Here is an 18,733-nt window from a genome sequence, read left to right as displayed (position 1 = left end):
ATTGTAACGAGCTTTCACAAGAAAGTAAATTAACGCTAAGAAAAAGAAAATGTGCGAATGAATCATTACGCAGCATTTTCTTTACTAAGCTAAATTTCAAATTAATTCAAAGTATTATTAACTGTCCAAGTAAGCGTGGATTGGTATTTTTTCGCCGCAGGTTGATCTTGCGTCGGTTGGAGATAAATCCCTTTCTTTGCTCCAGTCAAGGGCCACCAATTCGTGGCAAACTTCGCTGGTGAACTCGTGCTGGTACCTGTTTGAAAGACAGGCACATCCCCACTATTAATAACTTTGGCCACCGAACCAGTAGTACCATCTTGATAAATCAAATTAAACAAAGCATTACTGGAATCACAACGCACACCCACCGTGTAGTGGAAGGTGGCATTGGCAGGTGCTTCATATTTCAACTGGTAAGCGGTCTGCTTATTACTCGTATTGGCTGGACGATACTGGTCTGTCGTTTTCACCGAATTACGTGTATGGCGACCATAATCAATGTTGGTCGGAACCGTCAAAGTCACATCATATAGGTTATTGTACGTCAATGAACCCGAAGCACCTAAGTTCAATTGCTGCGTTGGAGCTGTAGCGGGGGCTTCTGGATCCGTTGTTTGTAAGGTTGAACCATGCAAAGTTAATTGCGTATCAGCTTTGGACTTCTGATAAGTCACCGGCGTATCCACTTCAAAACTCGTTCCGGCAGGAAAACTTGTTTGGGACAAATTAAAGTCTTTGGGAGTATAGGTCTTTTCGTAAGCAAAATTCGTTAACGTCTGGTCTTTTTGATTTGGGATATGCAAAATCACTTTTGCCGTTCCCTTCTGAATATCACTGCCATCATCGGCGGGTTGAGTTAAACGAAAATCCTTTAAACCGACGGTACTAATCTTTGGTTGATACAAATCTTTTTCCAGATAGTGTCCACTAGCCATATAGGTTTTGTGATCAGCGCTAGTCGTAGAATCTAGTAACTTGGTAGAATCATTTTGTTGATACAATTCTTTAGAACCGTTAAAGCCGGGCACATTTTCGACATGATAGTTATATTGTAATAAATCTGATGTGGCTAACTTGCCAGCAGCATCGGGCTTGACGTAGGGACTGAGGCCTTGTTGGTCATCACTGCCCTGAATATACAAAGTGTGATCACCTGGTGTTTTCGTCACTTGCCCAACGTCCCAAGTATGTTGGGCTAAGGCCGTCGAAGCTGGTGTAACATCTGAAGTTTGTGGCGTGGCTGTGGTGGTGTTCAGACTACCAGTGTCGCCTTCATCGTAACCTTTTAAATGAATAATATTCTTATCGCTAATATCATCTTGATATTCTAACGGCACGGAAACTTTATCACCCAACAATACTTTCGGTCCCTGATAGACATTGGACTTGGCAGCAGCTTTTTGGTTAAAGCCTAAATACAAGCTATTAATATCTACATTTTTAGCAGCGGATTCTTGGTTATTAGCAACAGCACTAACCTTAACTGTATCATTAGGTTTTAAGGTTAAAGGTGTAAAACCAGTTTGACCACTATTCTTATCATTATAATTCTTCACTGCTTGGTCAATATCAAAGGAGAAGTCAGTTGTTCCCGTTGGCCAAGTAACAACTTGACCATTGGCTAAATATAACGGCGCCGCTGTAACCTGCTTGCCAAGATCCCAAGTGGTTTTTTGAGCGGTGGGATCTGTACTATCGGTACTATAAGCAATGTCGTCGTCATCATTTAAAATATCGGGCGTGGACGGACTAAAACTAGGAATATAACTCCCACCAGAAGGAGTAAAACTGCTGGCAATATAGCCTTGTGTATCCTGCTTATTAGGATCTGAAGCACTCGCATCTTCATTTGGAACAGTTCCCAAATCATAATCTTTAGCTCCATCATTAACTACCACTTTCAGCATTGGCGGATCCGGATGAAAATCATCGTTAGAAGCATTCAATGACCCACTAACTGTGCGGGAACGCGGATCGATGACCGAAGTCTTCACGTGTTCCACCGGCCCATCAATTTCTGAAAAATGAATGTGACGGAATTCTTTAGAAAGACCCGAACTAGCCGAGGTTTGCATTTGATTCAAATAAGTTAATAATCGTCCAATCTCTGCCTGACTACCAGTTAGATCTTCGGGCGGTGACTTTAAAACAAATTTCGTCAAATCAATATAGCCAACTCCCCAACTATTAGTGAACGGAATACTGAGGTGTTGCATTGGCACCGGCTTTTGGTCATTGGTTGGAGAATCATCAAAGCCAAACGATATCGGTTTCAGCTTAGAATCTACCCCACTCGCAGCCATTTTGATATCGTAAGCCTTGATATCCGTCGCCGCACTCGGCGAAACCATATTAGATGAAGTATTATTATTATTACCCAGATTCAAATCAACACCTTGGGGTTTATACAAGCTGATGTCAGTAGTCCCTGTGACATTCAATAACTGCACATTACCAGAACTTGGTTGCTCAGGCGTATCGGCAATCTTAATATTAAAGTTTCCACCTTTACGCACATTGACCGTCGAAGCTCCTAACGTAAATAACCCTGAATTGCTGGCAGAGCCCAGATTATTTGCTGTGATATTAAAATCCCCACGATCTAAATCAGCTTCACCACCAGCAAATTGAACTAATGGTTTAGTATCAGCCCCGTCACTTTCCACATTAATAGCTTCGTCATCCGAGCCTTTTTGATAACCACCTGAATTATAGATGATTTTTGAACCTGAGCCACCCATATAAAGCGCATTGGCCGTCGTGGTTGTGTAATACGGATCGCTGTAAGTAGCGGTTGTATCATAAGCACTTGTATCACCGCTTAACTGTTCCATGGAATCTTTCATCGAATCATTTTTGACATCGATATTGAGATGAGTATTAGGATTTAATGTTAAAACACCTGTATTCATTAAATACAGTCCCGAAGAACCATTAGGGGCATCTTCTCCACTGCCGCGCGGATAGAGATTAACCTCTGCGCCTTGTTTCTTATCAGCATCACTCAATAGTGTGGCATTACCCTTCAATTCCAACACATTACCGTTATACGTCGAACCATTAAAAACCGCATCCGGTTCAAAGGTGACATTATTTACCTGCATGACTTGTTGACTCATATCCTGGCATGAATAGACTTTTTGGTCTACTGGACTTTTGTAAGTATTGAGTGAATAAGCCGTCGTATGTCCCGAAATATAGATATTCGATGTGCCACCCGTTGTCCATAAAAACTGTGAACCATAATACGTAACGTCGCGATAAAATTCGTTAGAAGTACTGTAAGCTCCATTTCCTAAACGGACAAAGCCATAATAAGTCGAACCGTACAGTTTAAAATTATCTAACGTGATATTATCCGTTTGATTAGAAACGCCATAAGCAAACCGCAAGCTATAATTACCTGCATTAATTTTCGGTGTACTTTGATCCGGACCATGGTTACCCACAATCGTTAAATGATGATTAGTTCCTGAGTCACCTGGTCGTTCAGTTAAGATGGTAAAGTTACTGGTAGCCCCACCATTATCACCCTTAACAATATCAGTAACCCCGCTTAAAGAGCTATTACCGTTAAAATTGTATTTAGCTAAAAGTGGATTAGTTTTATCAAACACATCTGACGAAACAAAATCTAAATCTTGAACCACAATAATGCGTTTGACATCACTGGTACTAGTAGTACCGCTGCCAGCTGATTCAGCAATATCAACAGTATTGGTCGTCCCATTTCTAATACCGTAAACCGCTAGTAAAAACTGCAAAACATTGCGTACATAAACGGTTTTTCCATCTTCATCAGAATCAATACTCTGGGTTCCGGTACCATCACCACCAGTAATCGCCCCTGGTTGAACATCTTTCGTGGCATCAGCGTACATCCCATCACTAGGCCAGTTAATTTTGGAGGGGTCAATTTTCGAATAGCCTAACTCTTCAAGTTTGTCAGCATCGCCGAAACCACCCTGTGAAACGCTGTCGTCAGTCTTTAATAATGGAGCCGTAGCACTAGTAATATTAGAACTAAACCGGGCTGGCGTACCACCAGTTGCTAGCAAACCACTATTTAATTGTGTCAAATCTTGCTGAAAGCTATCCGCATTAGCAGCCCCCTGAACCAGATTCCCCTGTTCACCACAAACAACTGCCAAAGAAAACAACATCAGACTAAAAATCAACCGAATTTTTTTCATATTATCCCCTAATATTCTTGATTATGTAATATAATTAAAATTATTTTGCTAATTTAACAAAAATAAATAATGATCCCCAAAAATAGGCGTCTCATTTATAATTTAGTTTTAATTACACTAATAAAACAATCATTATATGATAATATCATTATTATGCATGCTTTTAAACCGTATTTTTTACATTATTTATTTTTTTAGGCAAAAAATTAAGTCAAATCAAGGATAACAGCTGTTTCAAAAAGATATTTTTAAATTTAAAGTTATTTTTTCAGAGGTGGATAACACCTTAATTAAATTAATTTTAAACATTAATCCCAATTATCGTGAAAAAAATAATTTTTAATTAATTTTAATTAGATGTTAAGCTTACAAAAGCTCAACATACTAAAAAAGCAGTTTAGTTTTAGCAAGTCTAAACTACTTTTATCATTAAATGTCATTTTACTAAGAACCAAAGATTGAAGAAAAATACCGGTTTCAAAAGATGATTTTACTATAATATTAAAATGCTCCAAAAAATTAGGATAATAATTTTTGGAAGCATTTTTTATTGCTATCTCAATAAGACAAAATTGATATTTATAATTCAAAGAACTATCTGAAAAGTTATTAATTTAGCAATCTACTATGATATATTTAGTGGCTTTAATTGATCGACGCGGTTTTAAAGCTTCCAAAACATGCAAGCATGTATCTCTTAATCACCAAAGCATCAAGACCAAATAAAAAGGACTAACACCGATCGAATATCGGAAATTAGTCCTAATTTAAAAACTGTTTTACATTTTGGGTTCATATCACTTTTTTCATTACTAAATTTAATTATTCAAAGCATTATTAACCGTCCACGTTAGCATTGATTGATATTTTTTCGCTGCAGGTTTATCTTGCGTTGGTTGGAGATAAATTCCTTTCTTAGCTCCGGTTTTAAGCCACCAATCTTCGGCAAATAATGCCGTCGCACTAGGACCAGTACCTGTTTGAAAGACGGGCACGTCACTGTTAATAACCTTAGCCACTGAATCAGTAGTACCATCTTGATAAATCAAATTGAATAAAGCATTGTTGGAATTACAACGCACATCAACTGTGTAATGGAAGGTGGAATTGGCAGGTTGCTCATATGTCAACTGGTAATCCTTCTCCTTATAACTATCACTCGTATCCACCGGACAATACTGATCTGTCGTTTTAACCGAATTACGTGTATGGCGACCATAATCAATGTTTTTTGGAACTGCCAAAGATACATCATATAGATTGTTGTAAGTCAGTGAACCCGAAGCACCTAAGTTCAATTGCTGGTCAGGTGCTTCCGGATCTGTTGTTTGTAAAGTTGAACCATGTAGAGTTAATTGCGTATCAGCTTTGGACTTCTGATAAGTCACCGGCGTATCCACTTCAAAACTCGTTCCAGCAGGAAAACTCGTTCCCGTGAGTTTGAAATTACCCGGGGTATAGTGCTGACCATAAGCAAAGTCCGTTAACGTCTGGTCTCCTTGATTAGGAATGTGCAAAATCAATTTTGCAGTTCCCTTCTTAATGCCACCGCCATCATCGGCTGGTTCAGTCAAACAAAAATCGTTTAAGCCGACGGTACTCATCTTTGGTTGATACAGATCTTTTTCCAGATAATTTCCACTAGACAGATAGGATTGGTGCTCACCTTTAGCGGTCGTATCTAGCGGCTTGGTAAGATCATTTTGTTGATATAACTCTTTATAACCATTAAAGGCGGGCACATTTTCGACATGATAGTTATACTGCAATAGATCTGACGTAGCCAAATTGCCAGCAGCGTCCGGCTTGACGTAGGGACTCAGGCCTTGTTGATCATCACTACCCTGAATATACAGGGTGTGATCGCCTGATGTTTGTGTCACATGATCAACATCCCAAGTATGTTTTGTTAAGGTAGGCACGTCTGGTGGCGTAACAGCTGGCGGTGTAACATCTGCAGTTTGAGGTGGAGTGTCTGTGGCGGTATTCAGGCTGGTAGTGCTTCCCTTTTTATCATAGCCCTTTAAGTGAATAATATTATTACTGCTAATATCATCTTGATATTCTAACGGTACAGAAACTTTGTCGCCCAATAATACCTTTGGTCCTCGATAGACATTGGACTTGGCAGCAGCTTCTTGGTCAAAGCCCAAATACAAACTATTGATATCCACAGTTTTAGTAGCAGATTCTTGGTTATTAGAGACGGCGCTCACCTTGACTGTATCATTCGGTTTTAAGGTTAATGGTGTAAAACCAGTCTTACCACTATTCTTATCGTTATACTTCTTCACTGCTTTATCAATATCAAAGGAGAAGTGAGGAATATTATTCGTGTCAATTTGCCAAGCGACGCCTTGAGCTCCGGATAAATATAACGGCGCAGCTGTAACTTTCTTGCCAAGATCCCAAGTGGTTGTGCCATCAGTAGCTGTACTATAAGCAATATCGTCGTCATCATTTAAGATATCGGGCGTTGACGGACTAAAACCAGGGACATAACTCCCACCAGAAGAAGTAAAACTGCTGGCAATATAGCCTTGTGTATCCTGCTTATCAGCACTCGCATCTTCATTTCGGACAGTTCCTAAATCATAATCTTTTCCTCCATCATTAACTACCACTTTCAGCATCGGCGGATCCGGATGGAAATCATCTTCTGACTTATTCAAAGAGCCACTAATCGTACGAGAGTGTGGATCGATGATTGGGGTCTTTAAATGTTCAACTGGTCCATCAATTTCTGAAAAATGAATATGACTAAATTCTTTAGAATTTCCCGAACCAGCGGATGTTTGCATTTGATTCAAGTAATTTAATAATCGGCCAATTTCTGCCTTACTACCAGTTAAATCTTCGGGTGGTGACTTTAAGACAAACTTTGTCAAATCAATATAGTTACCAGTAAACGGAATACTAAGATGTTGCATTTGTACAGGATTTTTGTCATTGGTTGAAGAATCATCGAAACCAAACGATACTTTGGACTGAGAATTCGTCCCACTAGCTCCCATTTTGATATCGTAAGCTTTAATATCCGTCGCTGCACTTGTCGAAACAATATTTGATGAAGCATTAGTATTATAACCGAGATCCAGATCGACATTTTGGGGTTTATACAAGCTGATGTCAGTTTTTCCCTTAATATTCAACAATTGCACATTACCCGAACTTGGTTGCTCAGGTGTATCAGCAATCTTAATATTAAAGTTACCACCCTTCCGTACAATTATCTTCGAAGTTTCTAATGAAGATGGAGGTCCTAACTGGAATAAACCCGAATTACTCGTAGTACCCAGATTATTCGCGGTAATATTAAAGTCACCACGATTTAACTCAGCTGTACCATCAGTAAACTGGACTAAAGGTTTAGTATCAGCTCCCTCACTCGTCACATTAATGGCTTCATCCAAACCTTTTTGATAGCCACCTGAATTATAAACAATCTTTGAACTAGCACCTTTCATATAAATCGCATTGGCAGTCGTAGTGGAAGAATAAGGATCATTATAAGTAGCGGTCGTATCATAGGCACTCGTATCACCACTTAACTGTTCCATGGAGTCTTTCATCGAATCATTTTTGACATCGATATTGAGATGAGTATTAGGATTTAATGTTAAAACACCTGTATTCATTAAATACAATCCGGAAGAACCGTTGGGGGCATCTTCCCCACTGCCGCGCGGATAGAGATTAACCTCCGCGCCTTGTTTCTTAGCATCATCCCCTAATAACGTGGCATTACCAGTCAATTCCAAAACATTACCATTATAAGTAGAACCATTAAAAACAGCGTCTGGTTCAAAGGTAACATTCGTCACTTGCATAACTTGTTGATTACCAGGCCCAAAAAAGTTTTCACACTGATATCTTCGTTGATCCACTGGGCTTTTATAAGTGTTTAGTGAATAAGCCGTCGTGTGACCCGAAATATAAATATTAGAAGATCCAGAGGTGCCAGATCTAGTCCACAAAAATTGCGCGCCATAATAAGTGATATCACGATAAAATTCATTAGTAGAACTACTAGAATCATTTCCTAACCGAACAAAACCATAATAAGTCGAACCGTAAATTTGAAGATTATCTAACGTGACATTATCCATTTGATTAGCGTCATTATAAGCAAACCGCAAACTATAATCACCCGCATTAATTTTGGGCGTACTTTCATCTGGACCGTGATTACCAACAATCGTCAAATGATGATTAGTTGCTGAATCGCCTGGTCGCTTTGTTAAAATAGTAAAATTACCTGTACTACCACCAATATTACCCACAATAGGTTGTATGATGTTGGCGGCTTTGGTTACTGAACCTATGGAACCACTATTAAAAACATAATTAGTTGAAAGTGGATTAGTTTTATCAAGCACATTTGGTGAAACAAAATCCAAATCTTGAACTATAATAATACGTTTAACCGGACTAGTAGACGTTGTTGCATTAATACCGGTACCACCATTACCCTCATTAATATCAACAGTATTCGTTCCAGTGTTTTTAATACCGTAAACCGCTAGTAAAAACTGCAAAACATTACGTACATAAACCGTTTTTCCGCCATCGGCATTAATCTCATCGGTACCAGTACCATCACCAGTAATCGCCCCTGGTTGAACATCTTTCGTGGCATCAGCATACATCCCATCACTAGGCCAGTTAATTTTGGAGGGATCAATTTTTGAATAGCCTAACTCTTCAAGTTGGTCAGCATCGCCAAAACCAGTTTTGGAAACATCTTTATCTGTTTCTAATAACGAACTCGTAGCACTAGTAATTCTAGAATTGAACCGGGCTGGCGTACTACCAGTTGGTGGCAAACCACTATTTAATTGTGTCAAATCTTGCTGAAAGCTATCTGCATTAGCAGCCCCTTGAACAAGGTTCCCCTGTTCACCGCAAACGATCGTCAACGAAAGCAACATCAAACTAAAAATCCACCGAATTCTTTTCATATTATCCCCTAATATTCATGATTATGTAATATGATTTAAATATCATTAAAATTATTTTGTTAATTTAACTAAGATGACTTTTTATCTAAAAAATAATTGTATCATTTATAATTTAGTTCTAATTACATACACAAAATAATCATTACATAATGATATCATCATTAGACTCACTTTTAAACAACATCTGTACATTATTTATGTTTTTAGGATAAAAATTCAGTCATAGCAGGTATAATATCTGTTTTCAAAAAGATATTTTTTCATTTAAAGTTGTTTATTTAGTGCCAATACACCACCTTAATTAAATTAGTTTCAATCATTCAGCTCAACAATCGTGAAAAAATGAATTTTAAGCTAGCTTTAACTAGCTGTTAAGTTTATAACCATAAAAAAAGCAGTTTAGGCTTAAAGAACAATTCCTAAACTGCTTTCATCATTAAATTGTCATTTCACTAAGATCTTTGGGTTGAAGACAGTCACTACTCATTGGCTAATGACCATTCACTTCAAGTTGAAGAAAAATACCGGCTGCAACGCATGATTCTGCTATAATACTTGTGAGTAAAGTTACTGCTAAGGTGGCGACTATTCCGCAAGGAAGTGGTGCTTATGGTGTTAATGCTGTAATCCCAGAGCCTATTGAAAGGAATAGTAATTTGAAACTACTAGCTATTGCTTATCTAAGCCATAGCTTTATTGGATTAGTCCGCATAGTTGTAGAACTTGTCAAGTTCATAAACAAGACAAGAAAATAGCCATCCTTAGCTTGTACAGAGCTAGATGGCTATCAATATAATATAAATAGTCGCTACTTTGGCAACTTTACCAAGAGTCAGTGTATCCAGCACTGGCTCTTTTTCTATCCTTAGAATAACACAAACTAAAGAAAATACCAGTTTCAGCAGATGATTCTGCTATCATATTTCTAGTAAAGTTAAGCTAAGGCGGTAGCTATTCTACAAAGGAGTGGTGCTTATGGTGTAACAACTGTAACCACAAATCCTACGAAAGGAGTAGCAGTGTGTCCGTATCAGACGCTCTTCAATTAATGTTTGCATTCGGTATGTTTATCATAGCGTTGCTTTCATATATTGATCAGCATAATGATCGGTGATACAAAAATAATCGCCTTAGCCGAGCAGGGCTAGCGATTATTAATATTTTCAATATTTAATAGCTGCTGTTTTAGCAACTTTACTAAAAATTCAGTGTATCTCTACTTCTATCACTAGGATAACACAAACTAAAAAAAATACCAGTTTCAACAGATTATTCTGCTATAATATTTACTAGTAAAGTTAAGCTAAGGTGGCGGCTATTCCACAAGGGTGTGGTGCTTATGGTGTTAATACTGTAATCCTAGATTCCATTGAAAGGAATAGCAATTTGAAGCTACTAGCTATTGCTTATCTAATCCATAGCTTTATTGGATTAGTCCGCATAGTTGTAGAACTTGTCAAGTTGATAAACAAGACAAGAAAATAGTCATCCTTAGCTTTCACAGAGCTAGATGACTATTTCAACAATTTTTAATAAATAGAATAGTCGCTGCTTTGGCAGCTTTACTAAAGAGTCAGTGTAACCAGCGCTGGCTCTTTTTCTATTTTTAGAATAACACAACTGGCAGAAAATACCAATTTCAACAGATGATTCTGCTATAATATTTACTAGTAAAGTTAAGCTAAGGTGGCGGCTATTCCGCAAAGGAGTGGTGCTTATGGTGTTAATGCTGTAATCCCAGATTCCATTGAAAGGAATAGCAATTTGAAACTACTAGCTATTGCTTATCTAATCCATAGTTTCATTGGATTAGTCCGCATAGTCGTAGAACTTGTCAAGTTGATAAACAAGACAAGAAAATAGCCATCCTTAGCTTTCGCAGAGCTAGATGACTATAAGATTTATAAAGAATTCAATAGTCGCTACTTTGGCAACTTTACTAAGGAGTCAGTGTGTCCAGCACTGGCTCTTTTTCTATCACTAGAATAACACAACTGGAAGAAAATACCAGTTATTTAGTTCTTAGTATAGTAAACATCCACCACTTGATCTTGGTCATTGCTGGTGACTGTTTGTGCGGCAACCGTTGCTTGACTAGCAGTATAACCACTAATCACTGGTGCCGAAAATTCATCCCAGTTGCCCGTACTCCAAGTGCCGTAAACCTTTTTGCCGGTAACTTGATCAATGTACAGATTTTGCTTCAAAACAGCAACTTGATCGTAACTCTTAGTCATGCCACTGGGATAATTGACATTAATCGTCCGCAGAATGGTCTTAGTTTGTGAACTAGTTTGAATTTGATGATCAACTGCAACTTGAATAATCTGCTGACCAGAGCCATCAATGGTAATTGTGGCTTGCGGTTGTTCCAATAATTCATAACCCTGCGGAGCATGATAATTAAGCGTCAAGACATCACCCACATAACCCGTCAAAGTTTGCGTACCAACTTCTTGACCATCATCTAAATATTGAATCGTCACTGTTTGTTCCACCGGTGTGTAATAAATATCAACCGTCTGATCAGAATCATACGCATTAATTGTTTGCGCGGGTACTTCAGCTTGACTGGCTTGATAACCCACAAAAGTTGGCACAGTGTAAGCATCCCATTGATCCTTAGACCAGTCGCCATAATCCACTGTGTCATCATCATTATAATGAACATTGCGCTTCAAAGTGATCGTTTGCGTCTGTGTTTGCAGCCGCCCATCGGGTTGATGGATATTAATCGTGCGTGTTACGGCTTTTTTCTCAACTCGATCAGGTACGAATGGTTCGCTGTCCCAATCATAGGTAGTGATTTGGTCACGATCAGTAGTTTGCGCAAGTTCTTCTGGCGTATATTTAGTTCCTTGCTGGTAACCCTTTGTTGCGACCCAATGTTGTGAGAGCAGAGTTTTATTAGTTCCTGGAATCTTAGTTCCTACTTCAGGAAAATCCCAAGACACTCCATCCAAAGGTATATTGGAACCAACTACAATGTGGTTCAATGGAATACCAGAGAAAATATCTTCAATACCTTCCACCACTCCAGGACATAATATACGCCAATTGCTTAAGTCTAAGCTGTATATCGCATCTATGCATCCAAACATACTGGACATCTTAGTACCTAAAACATCTGGATTATCAATTGTCAGCTGAAACACTTTGAAATTTTCACAAGAATGCATGGAATAAAACATTCCTGCCATATCTGTGCCTTGTTTAATCACCCAATTGGACAGATCTAAGTCAGTTATAGATGAACAGTAAAAAAACATTCCATACGTGCTGGTCACATTAGAAACGTCCCAATTATTAATATCTAAACTTTGTAAATCTTGGTCCCACGCAAACATACCTCGCATATTGGTAACTTGAGAAGTATCAAATGATGATAGATCAATTGTCTTTATTCCACATTCATCAAACATGCCCATCATGTTGGTAACTTGGGAAGTATCAAAATTACTAACATTTAAATCAACTAAATTAGGACAAAAATAAAACATACCGTACATGGTTGTTACTTTGGATGTATCAAAGTTGCTTAAATCTAAAGTTGTTAGATTATAACATCCAGCAAACATGCCATACATCGTATTAACTTTTGATGTATTAAAGTTACTGACATCTAAACGAAGTAAATAATAATCGCCGTAAAACATACCATACATATCAGTTACATTAGACGTATCAAAACTGCTTAAATCCAAATGTTGCAAATTTAAATCACTAAACATTTCTTTCATTGTGGTAACTTTCGAAGTATTCAGTTTACTAGTATTCAAGCTAGTGAACTTGCTACCAGCAAACATATCGCTCATATCTGTAACATCGGATGTATCTAAACTACTTAAATCCAAATTGCCATAAGAACCCCGACCAAACATGCCCCGCATGTTCGTCACATGACTGGTATTAAAGCGGCTTAAATCTAAATCGGCTGTTAATTGAATATTACGAAACATCCCCTGCGTAGTTGTAACATTAGACATATCTAAATTACTCAAACCCAAAATTCGTTTGACTGGTAAGTACGCAAATAAGAACGAAGAATTTGCATTAGCAACCACTCCGGGATCAAATTGAATCTGTGTTAGCTCATCAATCCACTTAAAGTTTTTATGGAACACATCCGGGTCGCCACCAATGCTTCCATATTCATATTCATCCATTGGATCGTCATTTGTATCTATCCCATTGACATACAAGTTATACCGGTGTCCTTCCCCCAGCGTACCGGCATGAAAAGTCAACGTATAATCGTCACCTTGGTGGACATAATCCCAATTACTGGTGCCCCAAGTTCCTGTTGCAATGACTTCGCTTGTAGTAGCGTCAGGTGTTGGATTAGTCGGCGTCGTTGTCGAAGCAACATTAGTAGTAACATTCACATTATTTGAAGCGCTATCATTAGTTGCCGAATTAACACTTGTTGTAGTTGTCGTAGAACTCGGCTCCACATTATCCGTTGATGCTGGTGCAGGAGTTACACTTGCGTCTGTGGTTGGTGCTTCGTTGTTCGCCCCAACATTATCATCACCAACATTTTGCGCTGAGGTTGTCGGTGTTGTCACCGCCACTGATTGATTAGTCTGGTCTGTGTCCGCAGCCACTTGTTGTGTTACCGCTAAGCCACACACCAAACCTAATAGTGTCCCCGTTGTGGTTAGCCATCGTTTCTTATCCAAAAGAACTCCTCCTCAATTCAAGTGATTTATTTAACAAATTTAATTATATCTTGATAATTTTAAATCACAAGTCATTTTTGATTAAAATTATTCGATACGATCCAATCTATTTGTTACTTTTTGATTAAAAAGCAAATGTTTAATGTTTTTAAAAGTAACAGCATACTGTAACGGATTACTTTACTGAGTAGTTCATTGAATTTCACATTCGAATCAAATTTGACAGATTTTTATTAAATTAAAAACAAATAACAAAAAAATGCAAAATAACTGTAATTCAATTCATTTGATTAATAAAAAAGAAGGAATTATAATGATGGCGCATACTTTTCATACATTATGAAAAATCGACAGCATATTTATTAATGAATTACTTTGAATAATTTCTAGAAATTCAATTGAGGTCGTATTTATGTACAAAATTAAAGTTATTTTATCTACTATTCTCTTTACTGCTATTATCTCCCTAACTCAACTGACACCTGTAAAGGCTGACTTATTGAAGCCGACTACACCAAACGACGAGATAATTGGATCCTACACAAAAAATCCAGCAATTCAAAAAACACCCGATTTTAATCCAAAAGAATTAACTAGAGAGTCTCCCTTATTAAAAGATGATAGCCAAGATGGTGTAGCTTATCCGAATATGCCAACTTACGATGACATGACAATTGTCCCCGACAGTAAACCCAACCCTGAGAATTCTAAAGACTTAAAATTCTGTCTTGGTGAAGGAAACACGGATACTTATACTGCCTATGTTGATACACCAAGAGCTTTTTTAGAAGCTGTTTATGACTTACAAGCAAGTGGAGCAAGTTCACATAACAGTGTTCCTTACAGTGCCAATTCTGATGGTATTTCACACATTGATAATATAGTAGTAGAAAAAAATTTAAATTTAGCAAAACCAGATCTAGGTGAGCCATTAGATGCTTTTGGTTTTCAACCAGGCGCTGACCACGTTAGTTATAATTACACCAGACATTTTAAGCTAACAATTGATGCAAACAACCATTCTATAAATTTTGGTGACCACAGTATATGCATAATGGGACCTGGTGGTTCAGGTGGTACTGTTCCGAAGGGTTATCTATATAAAGAAGACTGGACTTTGTGCAATGCATATCTATATGGAAGTTCTTTCTGGGGTCCTGTAGCTGCTAATACAGGGCTTGCTTCTCTAGCTGATAAAGGACTTTCAGATGAACAATTATCCGCCGGTTCTAGCCAAGGCGGCGGTGGCTATACAAAAATGACTTATGATAATTTAGATTATATTGGATCCCAGTTGCACAACTCAGTAACAGGTGGCGCAAATACTCTTATAACTATTAAAAATCGCGTAAGTTCATCATCTATTGAAAGGTATAAATACGGAACTGACGTATACAACACATCAAACAACGAAAATGGTAATCAGCAAATATTTGAAGCTGCCGATATTATATTTGATAAAAATAGCTATTTTACAGGATATACTTATGACAGTACAGGTATTAGATTAGGTTCAAATACTTCTGCAAATATAACCTTAAAAAATAATGCAAAAGTATATATTTATCCGCATGGTAATAATGATATGGAGTGGGCAGGAGATTCGAATTCGATGCCTTATGGGATTACTACTGTCGCAAAAACATCAAATATAGATTTATATGATAATTCAAAGCTTTGTGTAATAGATAACGATGCACCAACAAAAGGACAATATATTTCTAGTAGTTCTGATAAATTAAGACACGTAACTAGCAACATAGGAGGTGGATTATATCTATCTGGAACTACCAATATCAACTACCACAAAAAACACAGCACTAGTGATTCTCCTACTATTAGTATACAAAGTAATGATCAAAACAATATGTATTACGATGATCCAGACGCAGATCACCCTTATGGTAAAGAAGATGACAGCAAAAATCTATTAGAAAAAGACTCTATTGGTGCTAGTTCAGTAACTGCTCCGACAGAGCAAAGCACTGCAGATACAGCAGATACTGATTACAATCAAGACTACAGTAAATACGTTAATTACTTATATAGCAATGATTGCCCATACCAACAATCTAATGATAAAGTCGGCAACACTTTCTTATCTTGGGGAAAAAACCTTCCTTTAGTTGATTTTGCTGGTGGTGGACAAGCTACACTAGAAGATGGAACTTTTGAAATTGAAGCCGATAACCTCGGAGCTTTTAATGGCAATATCATGCATATTGGTCCCATGAAAGTTGTTATCAAAAAAGATGGTATTTTTAATTTACAAGCACTAGGTACTACCAACCAGCCAATGACCTTATTAGGAGCAGATAATGGCTTAAGCTTGGATATTTCTAATCCAGAAAAAGTCGCACTAGATGCTGGATCTAATAACAATCCCGATACACATATTGTAAACGTCAACGGTGGTAGTAATACTGTTGAGGGTGGAAACGTTGACGTTAAGAACACGACCTTTAGTGCTGATGGTAATATTTCAACTATTAAGGGACCAGCAGGCAATTTAGGTACTGATATCAGTAAAATTAGTGCTAGTGATATTGAACATTTAACTGATTTAGGTGTCATGAACAGTAGTGGCGATATTAATTTAGATAATATTCCTTTACAAAGAATTGACGTACCTTTCACATACTACGCTATCCCTGCTAATCTTTTTCAATCTGGTAGTAACGCTGTTTACGCCCGCAATCAAACAACCGGCAATAGTGACTTGGATAAGTTAAATAGTGCGTTAACTGCTATGGCAGGTAAGGAATTTCATAAAATTCAATTTGGCAAATTGGACAGTCCCCTAATTAACAACAACACAAGCTATATCATCCCCGATCACAAGACTAAAGATAAAGATGATTCTCTGATCACCGGTTCCATCAAACACTTTGATGGTGATACGCCGTTCACGCCTGCTACACCTTTAATCAGTTTAAAGGTTAAGCGCGCTGATGGCACCATTTACGATTTAGGTACCGTAACTAATGCTGATCAAGCTTACGGTATTCCGTTTACCAATAAGTTTTCAATTGTTAGCCCGAACATTTTAGGAGTTGATAGTAAAGGCAATCAAACTGGTGTCACGGATACCTTAGGAGCTTTTACCGATACTGCACCTCAATATCTAGCTACCAATACCGCCGCCGACACTTCTAAGCCGTTAACCATTACCCAAACGGATGATGGTAGCGACTCCAATAGCTCTACTTTTGATTACAGTATTGACCTCAAAAAAGCTATCGCTACCTATGATGACCAAAATCCTACTAATAAATTGCCACCATTAAAGTCCAACGATGAGATTCAAGTAGGCGCTGTTACTAACTTCCAGAGTACGCCGTTGCAAAACATTAAGATCACCAACTTATTCCTAAATACTACTAAAAATATTGACCAATATTTATTAGGGGAAGATGTTCATGTCCCTGTCACTTACTTTGATGGTGACAGTGATGCTAAAAACGTCGCTCTTTCTGGAAGTGTGACTGATAATGGTGCTTCACAAACGTGTAGCGGCTCATTACCGTTTGCCGACACCTATGATCATAAAGCAGAAGCTACTAACAAGTGGAATATCTCCGGAATCACTAAAACTGTTGATACTACTAGCACAGACAGTTCAACAGATACTCATCACACACTAACCTTTAGTGGTCACGATGATACGGATCCTGCTAACGCTTATCCAATGACAGGCGTTGATCAACCATTAACTTATAATTATCAAGTTCTGCCTTACCCAAAGTATGACGGCAAAAAATATTTAACGAAGGTTAATCATGATGGCAAAACTATTGATAAGGGGGGCAATACTTTAGAGACCGACTTTACACCAGTTGGTCATCACGATTTAAGTAACGTCCAATTTATCATTGGTGCACTCAATGGTGCTAGTGCTGACACCCCGGCCAAATCAAATGGTAGTTTGACTATTACTGCTACTACGCCCACTGGTCAAAGTGGTACTTATCGCCCCACTACTGTGCCTGACGATAACACCTATAATCTAACTGGTACCGACTTTGGCTTTGACTCTGCTACTTTACCTGCAGATACGACCTTTACGATTAAGCAACCAGTTACTTTTCCTAATGACAGTGGCTCTTTCATTCCTAGCACAGATAGTATGTATTCTAAAAGTGCTGATAGTACTCAAATTAAATTAGCTGATTCCGACAATTTAGCTACGGACGGTTATGGTATCGGGTTGCCGGATCTTAGTTTGAACGTCCCTCAGCAATTAGACTATTCCGCAATTTTAAAGGGTGAAGAACAAAAAATCTTTCCTAAAAAGCTTGCTGACACTGATCCACAAGTTACTCTAACCAATAACTATGTCGCTCCTTTGAATGTTCAATTGACGGCGCAAGTTAATGCCAAAAATTCAACAATTCGAGACTTGTTCTACTTCCAAGAAGCACCAACTACTGCCGACAGTACTACGAATGCAGCGCTAGCAGCACCAGTAACCGTCTTAGATCAACAATTCCCCAGTCAGCAAACACAAAAATTAACTTTATCAACTGATAAACAAGCCGCTAGTCCGAATATTGGGCCCTATTTGCAGATAGATAAAGACGACAGTAGCCTTAAAGCTTTAGCAAAAGAGCCCCAATCGGCTAGCATCACCTGGACTGCTACCAACAGTCTCGTTAATTAACGTCCTTCCCCGAACAATGTAATTCAGATAGAACACAAAAAAGCCAACTAGAAAATTCTAGTTGGCTTTTTTATTCATTAATAATAATTTGTACCAGTCTATCACTTAGGCAACCCTTACCTAAAGTAAGTTTAGGCTGTAACAAACCCTTTTTATTTTATCTAACTATCTGAGGGAATGCAATTCTTAATTTAATCTTTTGCTTAGTCTAAATTAATTTTAATCATAAAAAAT

At 37.9% G+C, this 18,733-nt stretch carries 5 protein-coding genes; 2 read left to right on the top strand and 3 right to left on the bottom strand.

The genetic code is table 11. The features are described 5' to 3' along the window. Nucleotides 1–101: 101 nt before the first annotated feature. Complete coding sequence (locus AC3B6B_RS01850) at nucleotides 102–4,196, bottom strand: hypothetical protein (RefSeq protein WP_489757009.1); 4,095 nt, start codon at nucleotides 4,194–4,196, stop codon at nucleotides 102–104. 818 nt (nucleotides 4,197–5,014) lie between these two features. Then, the gene (locus tag AC3B6B_RS01845; protein ID WP_489757008.1) at nucleotides 5,015–9,157 is read right to left on the bottom strand and encodes a hypothetical protein; all 4,143 of its coding nucleotides are present in this window, start codon (nucleotides 9,155–9,157) and stop codon (nucleotides 5,015–5,017) included. A gap of 1,048 nt (nucleotides 9,158–10,205) precedes the next feature. On the opposite strand from AC3B6B_RS01845, the gene AC3B6B_RS01840 reads away from it, so the two are divergent. Then, a complete protein-coding gene (locus AC3B6B_RS01840; RefSeq protein WP_489757701.1) occupies nucleotides 10,206–10,271 on the top strand; it encodes a putative holin-like toxin in 66 nt (21 codons plus the stop codon). A gap of 901 nt (nucleotides 10,272–11,172) precedes the next feature. Here AC3B6B_RS01840 and AC3B6B_RS01835 read toward each other — a convergent pair. After that, entirely contained in the window at nucleotides 11,173–13,839 is a 2,667-nt protein-coding gene (locus AC3B6B_RS01835) for a BspA family leucine-rich repeat surface protein (protein WP_489757007.1), read from the bottom strand. A 412-nt stretch (nucleotides 13,840–14,251) separates the two neighbouring features. Here AC3B6B_RS01835 and AC3B6B_RS01830 point away from each other — a divergent pair, with 412 nt between their 5' ends. Continuing rightward, nucleotides 14,252–18,499, top strand: coding sequence for a hypothetical protein (locus AC3B6B_RS01830; protein WP_489757006.1), 4,248 nt, complete (start codon nucleotides 14,252–14,254; stop codon nucleotides 18,497–18,499). Nucleotides 18,500–18,733 lie beyond the last annotated feature (234 nt).

It is taken from the genome of Bombilactobacillus sp. ESL1197 (genome assembly GCF_058107145.1).
The sequence above is the reverse complement of the archived record's forward strand: the minus strand, read 5'-3'. Positions and strand labels throughout refer to the sequence as shown.